The 17,934-nt window shown below is 53.4% G+C and carries 20 protein-coding genes and 1 riboswitch; of the genes, 16 read left to right on the top strand and 4 right to left on the bottom strand.

What is annotated here, in order from left to right:
- Window positions 1-143: 143 nt before the first annotated feature.
- Window positions 144-1,070: a DMT family transporter gene (locus tag IC803_RS10425; RefSeq protein WP_081206983.1), complete on the bottom strand. Its 927-nt coding sequence runs from the start codon at window positions 1,068-1,070 to the stop codon at window positions 144-146.
- A gap of 232 nt (window positions 1,071-1,302) precedes the next feature.
- On the opposite strand from IC803_RS10425, the gene IC803_RS10420 reads away from it, so the two are divergent.
- Window positions 1,303-1,968: a ribonuclease H family protein gene (locus IC803_RS10420; protein WP_081206984.1), complete on the top strand. Its 666-nt coding sequence runs from the start codon at window positions 1,303-1,305 to the stop codon at window positions 1,966-1,968.
- Window positions 1,969-1,974: 6 nt separating this feature from the next.
- Window positions 1,975-2,190 carry a zinc-finger domain-containing protein gene (locus tag IC803_RS10415; RefSeq protein ID WP_081206985.1) on the top strand — a complete coding sequence of 72 codons (216 nt, stop codon included), beginning with the start codon at window positions 1,975-1,977 and terminating at the stop codon, window positions 2,188-2,190.
- 346 nt (window positions 2,191-2,536) lie between these two features.
- Here the strand turns inward: IC803_RS10415 and IC803_RS10410 are convergent, their stop codons facing one another.
- Together IC803_RS10410 and cspD are read right to left on the bottom strand one after the other, a co-directional pair.
- Window positions 2,537-2,806 carry a DUF2564 family protein gene (locus IC803_RS10410; protein WP_081206986.1) on the bottom strand — a complete coding sequence of 90 codons (270 nt, stop codon included), beginning with the start codon at window positions 2,804-2,806 and terminating at the stop codon, window positions 2,537-2,539.
- Window positions 2,807-2,937: 131 nt separating this feature from the next.
- Window positions 2,938-3,138 (bottom strand): cold-shock protein CspD, encoded by a 201-nt coding sequence (cspD, locus tag IC803_RS10405; RefSeq protein ID WP_003251474.1) that lies wholly within the window; start codon window positions 3,136-3,138, stop codon window positions 2,938-2,940.
- Window positions 3,139-3,460: 322 nt separating this feature from the next.
- Between cspD and IC803_RS10400 the strand changes: the two genes are divergently transcribed.
- The 12 genes from IC803_RS10400 (at window position 3,461) to IC803_RS10345 (ending at window position 14,487) form a co-directional block, all read left to right on the top strand.
- Window positions 3,461-3,712: a hypothetical protein gene (locus IC803_RS10400; protein WP_081207039.1), complete on the top strand. Its 252-nt coding sequence runs from the start codon at window positions 3,461-3,463 to the stop codon at window positions 3,710-3,712.
- A gap of 199 nt (window positions 3,713-3,911) precedes the next feature.
- Window positions 3,912-4,313, top strand: a complete 402-nt coding sequence (locus IC803_RS10395; RefSeq protein ID WP_081206987.1) for a sporulation protein — start codon at window positions 3,912-3,914, stop codon at window positions 4,311-4,313.
- 202 nt (window positions 4,314-4,515) lie between these two features.
- On the top strand, window positions 4,516-5,334 hold the full coding sequence (locus IC803_RS10390) for an MIP/aquaporin family protein (RefSeq protein WP_081206988.1): 819 nt from the start codon (window positions 4,516-4,518) through the stop codon (window positions 5,332-5,334).
- Between the two features lie 67 nt (window positions 5,335-5,401).
- Window positions 5,402-6,892 (top strand): glycerol kinase GlpK, encoded by a 1,491-nt coding sequence (glpK, locus tag IC803_RS10385; protein ID WP_081206989.1) that lies wholly within the window; start codon window positions 5,402-5,404, stop codon window positions 6,890-6,892.
- Between the two features lie 315 nt (window positions 6,893-7,207).
- Entirely contained in the window at window positions 7,208-8,233 is a 1,026-nt protein-coding gene (locus tag IC803_RS10380) for an ABC transporter ATP-binding protein (RefSeq protein WP_081206990.1), read from the top strand.
- Window positions 8,220-9,146, top strand: coding sequence for an ABC transporter ATP-binding protein (locus IC803_RS10375; protein ID WP_081206991.1), 927 nt, complete (start codon window positions 8,220-8,222; stop codon window positions 9,144-9,146). The genes IC803_RS10380 and IC803_RS10375 overlap by 14 nt, the downstream gene beginning before the upstream one ends.
- Before the next feature lie 18 nt (window positions 9,147-9,164).
- Window positions 9,165-10,133, top strand: coding sequence for an oligopeptide ABC transporter permease (gene opp4B, locus IC803_RS10370; protein WP_081206992.1), 969 nt, complete (start codon window positions 9,165-9,167; stop codon window positions 10,131-10,133).
- Window positions 10,134-10,154: 21 nt separating this feature from the next.
- Window positions 10,155-11,063 carry an ABC transporter permease gene (locus IC803_RS10365; RefSeq protein WP_081206993.1) on the top strand — a complete coding sequence of 303 codons (909 nt, stop codon included), beginning with the start codon at window positions 10,155-10,157 and terminating at the stop codon, window positions 11,061-11,063.
- A gap of 14 nt (window positions 11,064-11,077) precedes the next feature.
- Window positions 11,078-12,862 (top strand): oligopeptide ABC transporter substrate-binding protein, encoded by a 1,785-nt coding sequence (gene opp4A, locus IC803_RS10360; protein WP_081206994.1) that lies wholly within the window; start codon window positions 11,078-11,080, stop codon window positions 12,860-12,862.
- A gap of 50 nt (window positions 12,863-12,912) precedes the next feature.
- A riboswitch (SAM riboswitch) is annotated at window positions 12,913-13,017 on the top strand.
- A gap of 111 nt (window positions 13,018-13,128) precedes the next feature.
- Complete coding sequence (locus tag IC803_RS10355; RefSeq protein ID WP_369826920.1) at window positions 13,129-13,422, top strand: hypothetical protein; 294 nt, start codon at window positions 13,129-13,131, stop codon at window positions 13,420-13,422.
- 16 nt (window positions 13,423-13,438) lie between these two features.
- Entirely contained in the window at window positions 13,439-13,831 is a 393-nt protein-coding gene (locus IC803_RS10350; RefSeq protein ID WP_081206995.1) for a VOC family protein, read from the top strand.
- A 173-nt stretch (window positions 13,832-14,004) separates the two neighbouring features.
- The gene (locus IC803_RS10345) at window positions 14,005-14,487 is read left to right on the top strand and encodes a PaaI family thioesterase (RefSeq protein ID WP_081206996.1); all 483 of its coding nucleotides are present in this window, start codon (window positions 14,005-14,007) and stop codon (window positions 14,485-14,487) included.
- A gap of 286 nt (window positions 14,488-14,773) precedes the next feature.
- On the opposite strand, the gene IC803_RS10340 is transcribed toward IC803_RS10345, so the two are convergent.
- Window positions 14,774-15,190 carry a PaaI family thioesterase gene (locus IC803_RS10340; RefSeq protein ID WP_081206997.1) on the bottom strand — a complete coding sequence of 139 codons (417 nt, stop codon included), beginning with the start codon at window positions 15,188-15,190 and terminating at the stop codon, window positions 14,774-14,776.
- A 143-nt stretch (window positions 15,191-15,333) separates the two neighbouring features.
- On the opposite strand from IC803_RS10340, the gene hutG reads away from it, so the two are divergent.
- Both hutG and IC803_RS10330 read left to right on the top strand, forming a co-directional pair.
- Complete coding sequence (gene hutG / locus IC803_RS10335; RefSeq protein ID WP_081206998.1) at window positions 15,334-16,314, top strand: formimidoylglutamase; 981 nt, start codon at window positions 15,334-15,336, stop codon at window positions 16,312-16,314.
- Between the two features lie 46 nt (window positions 16,315-16,360).
- Window positions 16,361-17,848 (top strand): helix-turn-helix domain-containing protein, encoded by a 1,488-nt coding sequence (locus IC803_RS10330; protein ID WP_081206999.1) that lies wholly within the window; start codon window positions 16,361-16,363, stop codon window positions 17,846-17,848.
- The last annotated feature ends 86 nt before the right edge of the window (window positions 17,849-17,934 follow it).

Below are 17,934 nucleotides of genomic sequence, written 5' to 3'. Positions count from 1 at the left end.
ACGAGCAAGGAAGCGCCGTCCTTTCGTTTTTCACCTGGAGACATGTTAGACGTGGATCAGTTCACTGCGGGGATGATGGACAGTGAAACGCCCAATGCGACGAAAAAAGCTGTCCCGCCTTTCATGCAGGACAGCTTTTGCTGCTATGAGGAGATGTTCCGTTTTTCCCGCCACCGTTTCTCCCATAAGCGTGCACTTGGAAGTTCAGAGAGGATCATACCGGCCAAAATGGCGATGCCGCCGAGCAAAGCAGACGGCGACAGCCGCTCGCCGGCCCAAAGATAGGCGGTCAGAGCAGCGAACACCGGCTCCGTAGCGAAAATGAGCGCTACGCGGGTTGGCGTCGTATATTTTTGCACCTTCGTCTGGATGAAAAAGGCAGCTGTCGTCGCCAATAGCGAGGTGATCGCGAGCGCCCCCCACACTTCCGGACGGCGGAGCACCGCCGTGTTCCACATGTTTGTCGCCTCCTCAAACCAAAAAGCAAAGATGAAACAGAGGACGGCGACGGTAAAAATTTGCACCATCGTTAACAGCAATGTCGAATAACGTGACGAATATTGACCGGTGATGAGAATGTGCATGGCAAAGGAAATGGCGCAAAAGAAGACGAAGACGTCGCCGCGGTTGAATGACAGCTCGGCTCCGCCCGTCAGCCAATATAAACCGAAGGCGGCGAGCACCGCTCCGACAGCTGCATTTGCGGTCGGTTTTTGCTTTAGCATCAAAAACGAAAATAGCGGCACGAGTACGACACTCAGCCCGGTAATAAAGCCTGCTTTCGAGGAAGTTGTATACAAAAGCCCGACCGTTTGGAACGCATAGCCGCTAAACAACCACAACCCCATCCAAGCCCCGGCGCCGACGACCCGCCATGATAACTGGGCGAGCAGCGGGCGGGAAACGATGGCCGTCCATGCGAACAAGGACAAGCCGGCCAAACTGAAGCGGACGGCGTTAAACGATAACGGCTCTAAAAAGGAAATGGCGTTTTGGACGACGACGAACGTCGCCCCCCAGACGAACGCCACCGCCAGCAAACTAAGATCGGCGACGGTTTGCTGCTTCAATTCGATTCCCCCTTGTTTGTCTGTCCACGTCGAGCCATTTGATCGGCTGCTAGCCGCTAGTGTATCATAAATGCGCCGAAAAAAACATACTTTTTTGGAAAAAGGGTGGGCGGCATCACAAAACGGTTGATACAACCGTTCATCGTGCATAAAAATAGGTAATGAACAAGGGCGGAAGTGTGGTAAAATAAAAATCAGCTTTGATCATCGCAACGCGGAAGGGTGACGACCGTTGGATGTGCAAATCCATTGGACATATATCACGCCGAAAAAGCAAGAAACCGTTCTCGTATCAGATTGGATCGATGCCCAAGAGGCGCTTCGGTTGGCTGATGATTTTGAAAAAACCGGGCGGACGAAGGCGCTTGAGTTCATCGACCGAAACGGGACCGCGTGGTCGAAAAAAGAGCTCGAGAAGCTGCTGAAGGAATTCGAAAGCGAGCCGCATGACGTCGTAGCGTATTTTGATGGCGGGTTTGACCATGAGACGGCTCAAGGCGGCGTCGGCGCGGTTGTGTATTATAAGCAAAATGACCACCGCTACCGGCTGCGCGCCAACCGCCAGCTCGGCGAAATCAAGTCGAACAACGAAGCGGAGTATGCGGCGTTTTGGTTTGTGATGCAGCTGCTTGAGGAGCTTGGCGTCCGCCATTTGCCAGTGACGTTCCGCGGCGATTCTCATGTTGTGTTAAAGCAGCTGTCAGGCGACTGGCCGTGTTTGGAAGACGATTATAACGCCTGGCTTGACCGCATTGAAGCAAAAATGCGCGACCTTGGCATTCAGCCGGCGTATGAGCCGATTTCGCGCAAGCAAAATAAAGAGGCGGATTCGCTCGCGCGCCAAGCGCTCGACGGACAGCTGATCACGAGCCGAATGGAATTGACGGAGAAAGGGTAAGGTTCGATGGGAAAGAAGCGAAACCGACGGAAAGAAATATTGGAACAAATCGCTCAGCTTGAAGAAATGTACTGCCACGGCTGCTTTTTAAAGAGCACGTTCCGCAAAGAGTACGGGAAAACGTACGCCCAGTCGTTTTGCATCCAGCAATGCACGGTCGGGGAACAAGTGCGGCAGTACGGGGAGATGCTGCTTTCCGCACCGCCGCGCCCGCGTCAATGACAGGCGATGGGAACAGGCGGCGTTTCCCTTACGCGGTTTGTGCGGCCGATGCGGGGCAACCGGCGTTTTTGTGCGTCTAGAAGAGCGGTGATTAAAGGAGCAGGTTGCTTCACCGCCTTGTTTCTCAAATTGAGAAACCTTTTGACATCAGCTTCTCGTTTCACGTCATTCGACGTCTGCTAGGGGCGATCGCTGTTTTTCACCAGCCTTCTAGAGGCGGCAGGCGGCGGGGATGGCGCGGCAGCATAGCGAAAAGCGCTTCGCCCGCCGGGCGAAGCGGGGGAATGCGCCCGAAGAGGCCGGCAGCAAAAAGAGCTTCGCCTAGCGAAGCTCCGACCGATCCGGGTTATTGTTGCGCCTCGCGAAGCTGGTGCTCAGCGCGGGTCAACTTTTGTTCGCATTGGGCAAGAACGTCGTCGTCCACGCCGGTCGCTTCCTGCCGGGCGCGGGCGAGCTGGCGGCGGGCGTTTTCGATCGCTTGTTCCGCGTGGTCAAGCATTTCCGGGTCAAGCTGCATTGTCGCCTGGCCGACCATTTTTTCTGCCGTCTCGACGAACATTTCCACTTGTCTTAAATCATTGTATCCTGTATGTACGTCGGCATCGCGTTTCGCCATATGAACACCTCCCTTTTGTTATTGTTTGCCGCCTTGCCGGAACTATACAAAAGGAAAATGAAAAAGGCATCCTTGCCTGTGCAGGATGCCTTTTGTTCCGCTGCCGTTCTTTCGTCTATGTCAACGAAGCTTTATAATTTGACAACGTTCGCTGCTTGCGGTCCGCGGTTTCCTTGTACGATTTCAAACGAAACTTCTTGGCCTTCTTCTAACGTTTTGAACCCTTCACCTTGGATTGCCGTGAAGTGAACGAATACGTCCGAACCGCCTTCCACTTCGATAAAACCGTAGCCTTTTTCGTTGTTAAACCATTTTACTTTACCACGTTGCATAATACTGAATTCCTCCTAATACCTTTAGCCAGCTTGGCTAACCTCAAGATTTTTATCAAATAACAAAATATACTCCACAGCAATCCAAGAAGCGTATTCGTGCTGAATGCCTGAAATATATTCTGTTATGTGATGACTTTACTATACACTACCGAAGGCTACCGCGTCAAGCAAAAGAAAGGAAATTTCCGAAAAAAGTGGCTTGCCCGTCTAAGAAATGCCGCATGGAAAAGGAAAACGGGCGGCTGAAGGAGAAAAAAGTCATGAACGACCGAAAAAAACCATACATTGGAATAGGAACGACAAAAAGGGGGAGAAGCGGATGTACCGCGGAAAAATCGCGGGCCAAGAAGTGATCGTCCGGCTGGGCAACCGGGTGAGCCGCCGTTATTTCAGCGACAATAAAATTTACCACATGGTTCTTTCATATGGGGAATCGGCGTTCCGCAAAGGACAGGACACGTTTTGCATCTACAACGACCGCGTCGGCCTGATCGTTGCGGAAGTCGAGCAGCGGGATGTTCCGGTCATCCGGATCGACTACATTATTGAAAATGAAAATGTATATGAATAACCGATTGACAACGGAAGATGAATGCGGTAATCTCGAATGTAAGCGGTAACAAAAAACTGCATTCGTCTGTTTCACCCCGAGACAGACTTTTGCCGTGCAGGCAATCGTCTGTTTATTTTTTGGCTTCGGTTGAAACGGGCGGCGGCTTTTTTTCGTATATTGAAATGACAAGAGAGATAGACTAAAGAGGTGACGATCAGTGCTGTTGCGCAAAATGATGTCAAGGGTCGGGGTCGGATCGGCGCACGTCGACTTGATTTTAAATAAATCGTTATGGCGGCAAGGTGAAACGATTCAAGGGGTCGTTCATATTTACGGTGGAACGGTTGAACAAATGATCAAACGGCTCGATGTCGAGCTTGTGCAAAAAACAATTGAAAACGGCAAGGAGCGCGATGCGGTCGTGGCTGTCATCCCGGCGGCCGGCGCGTTTGCGATCAAGCCGGGGGAGAAAAAGGAAATCCCGTTTGCCTACACGATCCCGGATACGTTGCCGCTGTCGCGCCCAGGTCGGTCGTATCGGTTCATCACCCGCCTTCACATCGAGGATGCGGTCGATACGCTCGACTTCGACTACGTGCAAATTTTGCCGAAAAAATAGGTTGACAACGCTTACACATTTGCGCTATACTAAAGATAAGTTAATCAGTTTGTGGCGGAGAAACGGAGACCCACACATGTTCCCTTGAAATGGGGAAGTGTGTGGGTTTTTGTTTTTTCACCCGACAGACAACCCTCCGGAGGGTTTGGCTCAAGCAGGAAATGACAAGGAAAATCACGAATGAAAAGGAGGAAGCAAGCAAATGTCGCCATTTTTAGGAGAACTCATCGGCACCGCATTGCTCATCATTTTCGGCGCGGGTGTGTGCGCTGGGGTCAATTTGAAGAAATCGTATGCGGCCAATTCCGGTTGGATTGTTATCACGATGGGGTGGGGGCTGGCGGTCGCGGTCGCGGTGTATGCCGTCGGCCGGTATAGCGGCGCCCATCTCAACCCGGCGCTGACGGTAGCGTTGGCCATAAGCGGCGATTTTCCGTGGAAAGATGTCCCCGGCTATGTGTTCGCGCAAGTACTTGGCGCTATGATTGGAGCTGCCGTCATCTATCTTCACTATTGGCCGCATTGGAAAGAAACGGACGATCCGGGCGTCAAGCTTGGCGTGTTCGCCACCGGCCCCGCCGTGCCGAATACGGTTGCCAATTTGCTTAGTGAGATCATCGGTACGTTTGTGCTGGTTTTGGCCATCTTGGCCATTGGCGCCAACCAATTCGCCGATGGGCTCAATCCGTTTGTCGTTGGTTTTTTGATTGTGGCGATTGGGCTGTCGCTCGGCGGTACGACCGGATACGCTATCAACCCGGCCCGCGATTTCGGACCGCGCCTCGCCCATTTTTTGCTGCCGATCCCGGGAAAGGGGCCGTCGAACTGGTCGTATGCATGGGTGCCGATTGTCGGGCCGCTGCTTGGCGGCGCGTTAGGCAGTTTGGTGTATAAAGCCGTTTTCTTGGGAAAACCGACCGGCGCATTATGGGGAGTGCTGGCGGCCACCGCCGTCGTGTTGGCCGGGGCGAAACTGGCAGCCGGAAAGACGTCTAGCGCCGCAAGCCGCTATTCTTCTTGACCGTTTGTGTTGGCGCGGATGCAAGTGAGTGAATCGAAAACGATCAAGAGAAGGGGAGGACGATACTATGGATCAATACATTTTATCCATCGACCAAGGCACAACCAGCTCGCGCGCGATTTTGTTCAATCAAAAAGGCGAAATCGTCCATATGGCGCAAAAAGAGTTTACCCAATATTTCCCGCAGCCCGGCTGGGTCGAACATAACGCAAACGAAATTTGGGGTTCGGTGCTTGCGGTCATTGCCAGCGTCTTGTCTGAGGCGCAAGTGAAGCCGGAACAAGTGGCGGCGATCGGCATTACGAACCAGCGGGAAACGACGGTTGTTTGGGAGAAGGACACCGGCAACCCGATTTACAACGCCATCGTCTGGCAGTCGCGGCAGACAACCGGCATTTGCGATGAACTGAAAGCGAAAGGGTATGACCCTCTATTTCGCGAAAAAACCGGCTTGCTGATTGACGCCTATTTTTCCGGGACAAAAGTGAAATGGATTTTGGACCATGTCGAGGGGGCGCGCGAACGGGCGGAGCGCGGTGAACTGTTGTTTGGCACGATCGACACGTGGCTCATTTGGAAGCTGTCCGGCGGCCGCGCCCATGTGACCGACTATTCAAACGCTGCGCGCACATTGATGTTTAACATTCATACGCTTGAATGGGATGACGAACTGCTTGCGATTTTAAATGTGCCCAAGGCGATGCTTCCTGAAGTGCGGCCATCGTCGGAAGTATACGCGAAAACCGTTCCATACCATTTCTTTGGCGTCGAAGTGCCGATCGCCGGAGCGGCGGGCGACCAGCAGGCGGCCTTGTTCGGCCAAGCGTGCTTTACGGAAGGGATGGCGAAAAATACGTACGGCACCGGCTGCTTTATGCTGATGAATACGGGGGAAAAAGCGGTGCAGTCGAAGCACGGGCTGCTGACGACGATTGCCTGGGGCATCGACGGCAAGGTTGAATACGCGCTTGAAGGCAGCATTTTCGTCGCCGGCTCCGCCATTCAATGGCTGCGCGACGGCTTGCGGATGATCAAAACGGCAGCGGATAGCGAAGCATACGCCGAAAAAGTCGAGTCAACGGACGGGGTGTATGTCGTTCCAGCGTTCGTCGGCCTCGGCACCCCGTATTGGGACAGCGAGGTGCGCGGGGCGGTGTTTGGCCTCACGCGCGGCACGACGAAAGAGCATTTCATCCGCGCAACATTGGAATCGCTCGCTTACCAGACGAAAGACGTGCTCGCTGCTATGGAAGCCGATTCCGGCATCTCGCTGACTACGTTGCGCGTCGACGGCGGGGCGGTGAAAAACAACTTGCTCATGCAGTTTCAAAGCGATTTGCTCGCTGTGCCGGTCGAGCGGCCGGTTGTGAATGAAACGACGGCCTTAGGTGCAGCGTATTTGGCCGGACTGGCGGTCGGCTACTGGAACAGCCGGGATGACATCGCCGCCCAATGGCAGCTGGAGCGCCGGTTTGAGCCGGACATGTCCGAGGAGCGGCGGACTGCGCTCTATGAAGGCTGGAAAAAAGCGGTGCGGGCGGCGATGGCGTTTAAATAAGCATTGGGAAACAAAACGGAAATCGATCGTGAATGGGCGGACGCGGCCAGCTATGTCATTTCCCGCTTTTCTGTCCATTGCTTAGGCGGATGCCTCCTTCACGGAGCATCCGCCAATTTATTGTCCCAAACGGGGGGGGACCGAACTTTCGTTCGTGGTTATGTTTTCTATCAGGCATATGACTGGGAAGGAATCAAAAAATTTACTTATATTTTACAGAAAATATTGAATTACTAAAAAAATATGATAGAATAATATCAAAATATTATACATAGTCTAAAATTTAGTGAAACTAACAAAAGGGAGAAGGACACATTGGCAAAGCAAACGTTGTTGGAAATTGAGGGGCTGCGAGTCTCTTTTCGCATTGGGGATGACTATTATGCGGCGGTCGACGACGTTTCGCTGGCGATCGAGGAAAACGAAGTCGTCGCTCTTGTCGGGGAGTCCGGGTGCGGCAAAAGCGCGCTCGCTTTGTCCATCATGGGACTCCATCCGCCCGAAAAGACAAAAATTGAGGGGCGCTTGCAGTTTAAAGGAACAAATTTGCTGTCGCTTTCCATTTCCGAACTGAACCGTATCCGCGGCAAAGAAATCGGGATGATCTTTCAGGATCCGTTAACGGCGCTCAATCCGCTCATGACGGTGGGCCGGCAAATCGAGGAAAGCATGGACTACCATCTGCGCTTGTCGACAGCTGAAAAAAAGAAACGAACGATCAACTTGCTTCACAAAGTCGGCATTCCTGAACCGGAAAAAGTGTACCATCGCTATCCGCACGAACTGTCCGGAGGAATGCGGCAACGGGTCGTGATCGCGATCGCCGTCGCTTGCGAGCCTGCTTTATTGATCGCCGATGAGCCGACGACAGCGCTTGACGTGACGATTCAGGCGCAAATTATGGGGCTTTTGAAAGAGTTGAAGCAACAAATGAAAACGAGCATTATTTTGATCACGCACGATTTAGGGGTCGTGGCGGAAATGGCGGACCGCGTAGCCGTCATGTACGCAGGGGAAATCGTTGAATTGGCGGACGTCGATACCATTTTCCACCGCCCGCTTCATCCATACACCCGCTCGTTGTTGCAGTCAATCCCGTCCGCGCAGACGAAAAAAGAACGGCTTCACGTCATTCAAGGAATCGTTCCTCCGCTGCATAAGTTGCCGCGGCGCGGCTGCCGTTTCCAATCGCGCATCGGCTGGATCGGAGCAGACAAGCATGAGGAGGAGCCGAAACTGCGCGAAGTGGAGTCGAGGCATTGGGTGCGTTGCACATGCTACCAACATTTTTATTTTCCGGATGATCAAACAGTAGGTGGGGTCGACTATGGCGCTTCTTAACGTCAACCATTTGAAAGTATACTATCCGGTGCGCGGCGGTTTTTTTCGCCGTGTGATCGGCCATGTCCGTGCAGTGGACGATGTCAGCTTTTCTTTGAATCAAGGGGAAACGTACGGGCTTGTCGGCGAATCGGGTTGCGGCAAAACGACGACGGGGCGCACGATCATCGGCCTTATTCGGGCAACGGCCGGTGAAGTGCTGTTTGAAGGGACCGATTTGACAAAGCTGGATCGCCGCCAGTTCCATGCGTATCGAAAGGACATTCAAATGATTTTTCAAGATCCGTATTCCTCTCTAAATCCGCGCAAGCGTGTGCTCGATATTGTCGCCGAGCCGCTCCGCAATTTCGAACGTCTGTCCCCGCAAGAGGAGCGGCAGAAGGTGCAATATGTTTTGGAACGGGTCGGCTTGAGTGCTGAGTCGATCTATAAATATCCGCACGAATTTTCCGGCGGACAGCGCCAACGCATTGGCATTGCGCGGGCGCTCACGCTCAATCCGAAGCTCATCATCGCCGATGAGCCGGTGTCGGCGCTTGATGTGTCGGTGCAGGCGCAAGTGTTGAATTTCATGAAAGAAATCCAGCAGGAGTACGGACTGACGTATTTGTTTATCAGCCATGATTTGGGGATCATCCGGCATATGTGCAACCGGATCGGCATTATGTACCGCGGCCGGCTCGTTGAGGAAGGGACGAGCGAGGAAATTTTTACGGATCCGCAGCATATTTATACGAAGCGGCTACTTTCCGCCATTCCGAATGCCGACCCGCGCGAACGCAGCAAACAGGCGGCGCTGCGCCGAGAAGTGGAAGAAGAATATGCGCAAGCGTATTCGCGCTATTTTGATGAAAATGGGCGGGCGTATCCGCTAAAATCCATTTCACCGACTCACTCCGTAGCTATTCCGTAAAGAGAGGAAGACGGAACGATGTTGAAGTTTATTTTGCGCCGAATCTTGATCATGATTCCGCAACTATTTTTGTTAAGCGTCCTCATTTTTCTGCTGGCGAAGGCGATGCCAGGCGATGCGCTGACGGGACAGCTGGCGGCCAACCCGAAAATGGATCCGCAGACGCTTGCGGAAATGAGAGAAAAACTTGGCTTGAATGATCCGGTACATATTCAATACATCCGTTGGGTGAAAAACATGCTGCATGGGGATCTTGGCCTTTCCTATACCCACCAGCAGCCGGTCACTGATCTGCTGGCCGGACGGATTGGGAATACGGTGTTGCTGTCGGCGGCGATTTTAATTTTGACGTACCTGATTGCCATTCCACTTGGCATCGTGTCGGGGCGATGGACAGATACATGGGCCGATAAGCTGATCGTCGGCTACAGCTATCTCGGGTTTGCCACGCCGCTGTTCATTTTTGCTTTGATCATGCTGTTTATTTTCGGTTTTCATCTCGGTTGGTTTCCAACCGGCGGCAGCGTGGACGTTCAAGTCGAGGAAGGGACGCTCGCTTACTATTTGAGCAAATTGAACCATCTCATGCTTCCGGCCTTGTCCGGAGCACTCATTAACACAGTGGTGACCATTCAATATTTGCGCAGCGAAATCATCGATACGAAAGTGAAAGATTTCGTGAAAACGGCGCGGGCGAAAGGCGTGCCGGAACGGCACATCTATTGGCGCCATATTTTGCGCAATTCGTTTTTGCCGATTGCGGCGTTTTTAGGGTATGAAATCACGGGGCTTGTCGGCGGTTCGGTTTTTTTGGAGTCGATTTATAGCTACCCGGGGCTTGGCCAGCTGTTTTTGCAGTCGATTATGCAGCGGGATTACAGCGTCGTGACGGCGCTCGTCATGATTTCCGGTTTGGCGACGCTGGTGGGCACGCTGTTGTCGGACATCATTTTGAGTGCGGTCGATCCGCGCATCCGGATTGAGTAGGGGAGGAGGAAGTCAGCTGACATGAAAGTGGAAGTAAGCGGTTCAACGCCGGTCGGAGTGAACATCGAGAAAAGCCCTTCCGCCTTTTCGGTCATGTGGCGGGAGGTGGTTCGGGATCGGCTCGCGCTTGGTTCGCTCATCATTTTAGGGATCATTTTGTCGATCGTTTATGGCGTTTCGCTCTTTTTGGATCAGGAAGAAATCGCGAAAGTGGATTTTCTTTCCATATATTCTCCGCCGTCAGCGGAGCATTGGCTTGGCACAGACTACGGAGGACGAGATGTGTTTGGCCAGCTCATCATCGGCGCCCGCAATTCGTTTACGATCGGGTTGGCCATTACGCTCATCACCGGCCTCATCGGGTTGACGATTGGGCTGATTGCTGGGTATTTTGGCGGCTGGATTGACAATGTGATTATGCGCATCATCGATTTCATTCTCGTTCTGCCATTTTTAATGCTGGTTATTGTCTTTGTCGCCATTGTGCCCAAATATAATGTATGGACGTTCATTTTGATCATGAGCGCGTTTTTGTGGACAGGCAAAGCCCGGCTGATCCGTGCCAAAACGCTTGCCGAGCGCGAGCTGGATTATGTCAGCGCGTCAAAGACGCTCGGCACGCCGGATTGGAAAATCATTATTTTTCAAATTTTGCCCAATCTAAGCTCGATCATTATCGTCAATTTGACGTTAACTTTGGCGGGCAACATCGGCATCGAGTCCGGGCTCACGTATCTTGGCTTCGGGCTGCCGGAGAGCACGCCAAGTTTAGGAACTCTTGTCAGTTATGCGACAAATCCAGACGTGCTGCAGAACAAGTGGTGGGTATGGCTGCCTGCATCATTGCTCATTTTAGTAATGATGCTGTGCATAAATTTCATCGGCCAAGCGTTAAAGCGTGCGGCTGATGCAAGACAACGATTAAGTTAAAGGGGGAAGAAAAAGTGAAGAGAAGGTGGTTGACGGCTCTCGTCGCGCTCCTGCTCGTGCTCGCCGGATGCACGGGCAAATCCGACACGACGAGCGGAAAGGGCAACAACAAAGAAAAACCGGCAGCCCAGAAGGAAGACATCAGCCAATTCCCGATGACGGTGAAAAATGACGGGAAAATCATCGATGGCGGTGTGTTGAAATACGGCCTTGTGTCCGATACGCCGTTTGAAGGGACGCTCAGTTATGCGTTCTACACGGGAGCTCCCGATGCAGAGATTTTGCAATTTTTCGATGAATCGCTTTTCCGGACGAACGGCGACTATGAGATTACGAATGACGGTGCTGCCACATACGAGCTGTCGGAAGACAAAAAGACGATGACGATCCGCATCAAAGACAATGTCAACTGGCATGACGGCCAGCCGGTGACCGCCGAAGACTTGGAGTATGCGTATTTGGTCATCGGCCATAAAGATTACACCGGCGTCCGCTATGGCGATGCGCTCATTCAAGGCATCGTCGGGATGGAAGAATATCATAGCGGCAAAGCGGATAAAATTTCCGGCATTAAAGTGATCGACAAAAAGACGTTGACGATCACGTGGAAACAAGCCAATCCGTCGGTCTTGACAGGCATCTGGGCGTATCCGCTGCCGAAGCATTACTTGAAAGACATTCCGATCAAAGACTTGGCGAAATCGGATAAAATCCGGAAAAACCCGATTGGCTTCGGGCCGTTCAAAGTGAAGAAAATCGTTCCGGGCGAGTCGGTCGAATTTGTCCGCAATGATGACTACTGGGCCGGCAAACCGAACTTGGAAGGCGTCATTTTGAAAGTTGTCAGCCCGCAAGTCGTCCTGCAAGCGCTGAAAAAAGGCGAAATTGACATCGCTGAGTTCCCGACTGACCAATATTTGAACGCTAAAGGGGCGAAAAACATTCAGTTTATCGGCAGGGTGGACCTGGCGTACAACTATATCGGCTTTAAACTCGGCCATTGGGATGCGAAAAAGCAGGAAAACGTAATGGATAATCCGAAATTCCAAAACAAAAAACTGCGCCAGGCGATGGCGTATGCCATCAACAACCAAGAGGTGGCTGACCGCCTGTATCATGGCTTGCGCTTCCCGGCGAACACGCTCATTCCGCCGTCGTTCCCAGGTTATCATGACAGCTCCATCAAAGGGTATACGTACAATCCGGAAAAAGCGAAACAATTGCTGGATGAAGCGGGATATAAAGATGTGGATGGCGACGGCCTCCGCGAAGATCCGAACGGCAAAAAATTCAAGATCAACTTCTTGGCGATGAGCGGCGGGGACATCGCTGAACCGTTGGCCAAATTTTATATGCAATGCTGGAAAGATGTCGGCCTCGATGTCCAACTTGTTGACGGACGTTTGGCGGAGTTCAACTCCTTCTATGATATGGTCGAAAAAGACGATCCGAAAGTGGACGTTTACGCAGCCGCATGGGGGACGGGCACCGACGTCGATCCATATGGATTGTATGGACGCAACGTCATGTTCAACTACTCGCGCTGGGTGAATGAGAAAAACGATGAACTGTTGGAAAAAGGCCACTCTGAACAAGCGTTTGACAAAGAATATCGACGGAAAATTTACAGCGAATGGCAACAGATGATGAACGAAGAAGTTCCGGTCATTCCGACATTGTATCGTTCGGCCATCTATGCGGTCAACAACCGCGTCGCCAACTTCACGGTCGATCCGGGCTCGAAACTGACGTGGAAAGATGTCGGCGTCACGTCAGAGCAACCGGAGGTCGAACAATAACAATTGCCACCTTTGTTGATGTATGATAATATTGAAATCAAATTGCATACGTCTTATCAAGAGTGGGCGAGAGAACGGGCTTGATGACCCCACAGCAACCTGCCCCTGGCAAGGTGCTAACACCCGCAAAGCGATTTCGCTTTGGATGATAAGAACGGCTGCCCCCTTTCGCATCATTCCGAGGCGGAAGGGGTTTTTTATTGAATGGGAGGTGAGGGGGAAACAGTGGCGGAACGACTGTCGCTCCGGCCTGTATGGCGGCGCATTTGCCGGCGGCGACGTTTGCCGTTCATGTCATGCGTTGCGTGCGGACGGAACTCATTCGCTTTGATCCGCAGGCGGCCGTGCATGTCGACCGCGGGGACAGATATGTCCATTTGTATGGGGAAGCGCAAGGAACGATGTTTTCCATCGTGCTGACGAACGATGAGGTGGATGAATGGAAAGCGGAAGGACCGTATGCCCTTGACCGCTATCTATGGATGGAGCTAGGGAAAAAAGACATTCTCCCACCACGAATGACCCCGTATTTGCGAACCGTGTTTTCAATTGAATCATAGAAAGGAAGAACAACGAATGGCAGTCAAAAAATTTGAGCACGTCGGCATCCAAGTGAAAGATATTGAAACATCAAAGGCATTTTATCAAAACGTCGTCGGCCTCGAGCTGATCAGCGAGATGATCCATACAAACGGAACGATGAAACTGGCGTTTTTAGGGCTTAACGGGCAGATCATCGTCGAGCTCATTGAAGGGTACAATCCGAACTTGCCGACGGAAGGAAAAGTGCATCATGTCGCCTTTACGGTCGAAGGCATTGAACAGGAGAAAGAGCGGCTCGTGTCGCTTGGCGTCCCGCTCGTTTGGGAGGACATTACCGAGCTTCCGAACGGGGCGAAATATTTGTTTTTCCTCGGTCCAGACGGCGAATGGATCGAATTTTACGAGCCGGAACGATCGGCAGAATAAACACGGGCGGTCCGCTGTTTGGACCGCCTCTATGCACTGACTGCTTATCTGTCAGCGTTTCGCGCCCGTTTCTTCGTCGGCCTTGCCCGCCGCTAAGCAACCATCCTCCTAAATAGGAGTCGTCGTCCTCTCTATTCAATGGTATACTAGAAAAGGAGAGGGGGAGATGTGTAGTGGAAGAAACGATCGTTCACGCCATTCAAGACGACTATCCCGATGAATTCGCTTGGTGCTATGGCTGCGGCCGTTTGAATGAGACGGGCCATCATTTCCGCACCGGATGGCAAGGGGACAAGACGGTGACGGTGTATACGCCGCGCCCGGAACATACGGCGATTCCTGGGTTTGTATACGGCGGGCTGATCGCCTCGCTCATCGATTGTCACGGCACCGGTTCAGCAGCGCTGGCGCTGCATCGGAAAAACGGCCATGAGCCGGGCAGCGGGGAGGCGCCGCCGCGTTTTGTCACCGCTTCGCTGCACGTCGATTTTCTCAAACCGACGCCGCACGGGGTGCCGCTTATGGCCATTGGCACGGTGACGGAAATTCATCCGAAAAAATGGCAAGTGGACACCGAAGTGTTCGCCAACGGCGAACTGTGCGCCCGCGGGCAAGTTGTGGCCGTCGTGATGCCAAAAACGTTTGTCCGGGCGTAACGAGCAGCGAAAAGCGCCGAGGAGCGACTGGTTTTGACAGCGCTTTCTTCGGCGCTTCGCTGCTGAGGGCGGCGAAGAATCGAGCGACGAATCCCCCTACAGTTCGGCTCCCGATGGCGTGCAAAGCCTATCATCATTCCTCCCTGCCATTTGTTGAGGTCTAGGGCGGTGGGAGACGTTGTTCGAAATGCCGTTTTACGAGATCTTGCCGCTTTCTTTCCAGTAGGTTTTTGCCTTCTTTCAGATCCTGTCCATGATCCGCTCTCTTGCAGGAAAGACCGGTGTTTCATCGTTTTTCCATGATCAGCACGGACGACGTGGCGCTCGCCACCTCTTTGCTGTTTTGCCGCACGATGGCGGTCACATAGGCGATGGTTTTCCCGAATTTTTCCACCCGCGCCTCGATTTCGGCCTCTCCCGCTGTTGCTGGGCGGTGAAACGTCGTTTGCAAGTTGATCGAGGCGTGCATTTGATCATCGCGAAGCAAGGTCGTCACCGCATAAGCCATCACAATATCCGCCGCTGCGCCGACAAACCCGCCCATAATGACGCCGTTGCCGTTGAGCAGCGATTCGCTGATCGTCCATACGCCTTTCGCATAGCCGTTTTGTGCTTCTGTCAAGCGAACGCCGAGTGTTGTATCGCACGGCGGCGGCGCGCTTTGGCCGGTGATGACCTCATGCAAGTTTGTCAGTTGCTTCATCGCTTAACACCCTTTCTGTAATGGAGTCAGATGGTTGTATTCGCCAAACGGCGGCGATTTCCTCTTTTTACGTCCGCGGGGAGGAGAACGGCAAGGCGGCAGCGAAAGAAACAAACAGCTGATGATGGAAAGGAGATGATCTCATGTATCAATCGCCAGACGCCAACCGCTGGACGGGACGGGTGGACAGTGTGAGCGATGAGCAGGCGTTTCGCCTCCATCAGCGCATTCGTTTGCTCGATTTGTCCAAGTCTTTGGAGCCGATGGAACGATCGGCGGCGTTCATCGGGTTTGCGTGCGACGAAGGAGTACGCCGCAACCAAGGCCGCCAAGGGGCGAAAGAGGCGCCGGCTGCCGTGAAAGCGGCGCTGGGGAGGCTGCCATGGCATCTTCCACAAGGCGCGTCCGTCTTTGATGCGGGCGATGTCGTTTGCGTGGACGGACAGCTCGAACAAAGCCAGGCCGAACTCGGAAAAGCCGTCGCCCGCCTGCTGCGAAGCGGCGCGGCGCCTATCGTGATCGGCGGCGGCCATGAGACGGCGTATGGCCATTACGTAGGCGTCCGCGAAGCGCTTGGGCCGAACGCCCGCCTTGGCATCATCAACATTGACGCCCATTTCGATTTGCGGCCGTACGATGACGGGCCGACGTCCGGGACGATGTTTCGGCAAATTTTGGATGAAGATAAACAAGTGGGGTATTGCTGCTTAGGGATTCAAAAACTTGGGAACACGGCAGCGCTGTTTGCGGATGCACAGCGGTACGGATGCGAGTACATGCTTGAAGAACAGCTGACCGCCGAGCCGATCGAGGCGGCTTATGAACAGATCGAACGATTTGCCTCAAAGTATGACAGCGTGATGTTGACCATTTGCATGGACGCCATCAGCGCTGCCGCCGCGCCGGGGGTGAGTGCGCCGTCGCCGTTTGGACTCGCTCCGTCGCTGGTGCGCGCGCTCGTCCGCCGCATCGTTTCCCACGCAAAAACGATCAGTGTCGACCTTTGCGAAGTCAACCCGCTCGTGGATGAAGGAGGAAAAACCGTGGCGCTAGCCGCCGCTTTTTGCATGGAAATCCTTCTTTATTTTCGACGTTTGCAAAGCAGCGTCGAAAACGTTCGATGAACATGTTGCATGAGCCATTCCATCAAGCAGCCAAGGCGGTGAGAACGTGAAATTGGTCATTGCCGAACGGGACGACAAGGAACGGGAAGCGATCCGCTGGCTCGTATCCGCGTATTCCTTGCCGATTGAGCAAGTATACACGGCGGCTGCGGTCGAGGAGATGATGGTGCTTCTTGAGCGGGAAGCGCCGGAGCTGCTGTACGTCGAATTGGATATGATTCCGTATGAACTGTGGGGAAAAGCGACGTCTTGCATCCGCCTGTTTTGCCAGCGCGTGATTGCCGCCACCGCTGAGGCGACATTCGCGCGAGCGAAGCAGGCCATCGACTGGCAATGCGTCGATTTGCTTGTGAAACCGCTTGAGCCCGCCAAATTGAAGCAAGCGTTGCGGACGGCGGCTTCGTTTTCCGGCGAAGGCGGGCGCTCCCGGCCGTCCGTGGGCGTTGGCGGCCATGATGGCGATTATCGCTCGTTATTTGCCGATGACCGTGTTGACGTGTCGACCCATGTATGGCTTGTGCAGGCCGAACAGCCTTCCTTCTCTTCCGAAGTGATCCGCTTTTTAACGGGCTATTCGTTTCGCCGGCAGGCGCGCGTCTTGCCGTTGACCCATATGGCGGTCTGCCTCTTTTCCGAGCTCCCGGGAGACGGGAAAGAGGAAGCGTGGAAGATGTTGCGCGATTGGGAGGAGGAACATCATGAGCCATTGGCGGTCGTCATCATGCCGCCGGATGGCCGGAAAACGGTGCGTGAGCGATACCAAGCCGCCCGCCGGCTGCTCGAGACGACGTTTTTTATCGGTTATCGGCAAGTGATCGCTCCATCGCCTGATGATGGACAGTGGCGCGACCTGGATCCGTTTCTGACGCCCGAGGAGCAGCGGCAATGGATCGAGATGCTTGAGCGGTTCGACCACGAAGCGGTGAAGCGATGGTTGCAGCGCGGGTTTTGGCATTGGTCGCCACCGTTTCCGAGCCCGGAGATGGTGCGCACGCGGTTGACAAGCATTTTGGCGCAAATCCGGCGGTTTATGAAGACGTACCGTCTGGACCGCGGTGCGACCGAACGAGAATACATGCGCCTGTTTCAGGAAATTTTGTATAATCCGGTGCTGTATCGCATCGTTCAGGAGTTGATTTTGTTTTTGCGCCGGCTGCTTGACGAAGCGAGGCGAGCAGCGGAAGACGAGCGCGTCGACGCCATTGAACGGGGGCTCCGCTATATGGAAGCGCATTTTCGCGACCCGTCGCTGACGCTTGAGAAGGCCGCGGCCGCCGCCGGGCGCAGCCCTGCGTATTTCAGCCATTTGTTGTCAAAAAAGCGCGGTGTGACGTTCCGCCAATGGCTGACGAACCGGCGGCTTGAGGAGGTGAAACGGCTGCTTCGGCAAACCGACCTCTCGATTAAGGAAATCGCCGAACAGACTGGGTTTCGCACGGCTCATTATTTGATGCGCGTCTTTAAAGCCGAACTGAACCAGACGCCGACCGCCTACCGCGATGAACAACGATCGTATCGGTCATCACCGCGGTAGGCGGTTTTTTTCAAAAAAAATGAACAGTGATCAAAAGAAATGGATCAATAAAAGGAAAAGAAATGTGAGATTTCGAAAAAAATGAA

This window comes from Geobacillus sp. 46C-IIa (genome assembly GCF_014679505.1).
In the GTDB taxonomy this organism is placed as follows: Bacteria; Bacillota; Bacilli; order Bacillales; family Anoxybacillaceae; genus Geobacillus.
The sequence above is the reverse complement of the archived record's forward strand: the minus strand, read 5'-3'. Positions and strand labels throughout refer to the sequence as shown.

Coding starts and splice junctions, on each gene's coding strand:
- IC803_RS10415 (WP_081206985.1), top strand. CDS start 1,975: ATGGGAAAGAAGCGAAACCGACGGAAAGAAATATTGGAACAAATCGCT.
- IC803_RS10410 (WP_081206986.1), bottom strand. CDS start 2,806: ATGGCGAAACGCGATGCCGACGTACATACAGGATACAATGATTTAAGA.
- cspD (WP_003251474.1), bottom strand. CDS start 3,138: ATGCAACGTGGTAAAGTAAAATGGTTTAACAACGAAAAAGGCTACGGT.
- IC803_RS10400 (WP_081207039.1), top strand. CDS start 3,461: ATGTACCGCGGAAAAATCGCGGGCCAAGAAGTGATCGTCCGGCTGGGC.
- IC803_RS10390 (WP_081206988.1), top strand. CDS start 4,516: ATGTCGCCATTTTTAGGAGAACTCATCGGCACCGCATTGCTCATCATT.
- glpK (WP_081206989.1), top strand. CDS start 5,402: ATGGATCAATACATTTTATCCATCGACCAAGGCACAACCAGCTCGCGC.
- IC803_RS10375 (WP_081206991.1), top strand. CDS start 8,220: ATGGCGCTTCTTAACGTCAACCATTTGAAAGTATACTATCCGGTGCGC.
- opp4B (WP_081206992.1), top strand. CDS start 9,165: ATGTTGAAGTTTATTTTGCGCCGAATCTTGATCATGATTCCGCAACTA.
- IC803_RS10365 (WP_081206993.1), top strand. CDS start 10,155: ATGAAAGTGGAAGTAAGCGGTTCAACGCCGGTCGGAGTGAACATCGAG.
- IC803_RS10350 (WP_081206995.1), top strand. CDS start 13,439: ATGGCAGTCAAAAAATTTGAGCACGTCGGCATCCAAGTGAAAGATATT.
- IC803_RS10340 (WP_081206997.1), bottom strand. CDS start 15,190: ATGAAGCAACTGACAAACTTGCATGAGGTCATCACCGGCCAAAGCGCG.
- hutG (WP_081206998.1), top strand. CDS start 15,334: ATGTATCAATCGCCAGACGCCAACCGCTGGACGGGACGGGTGGACAGT.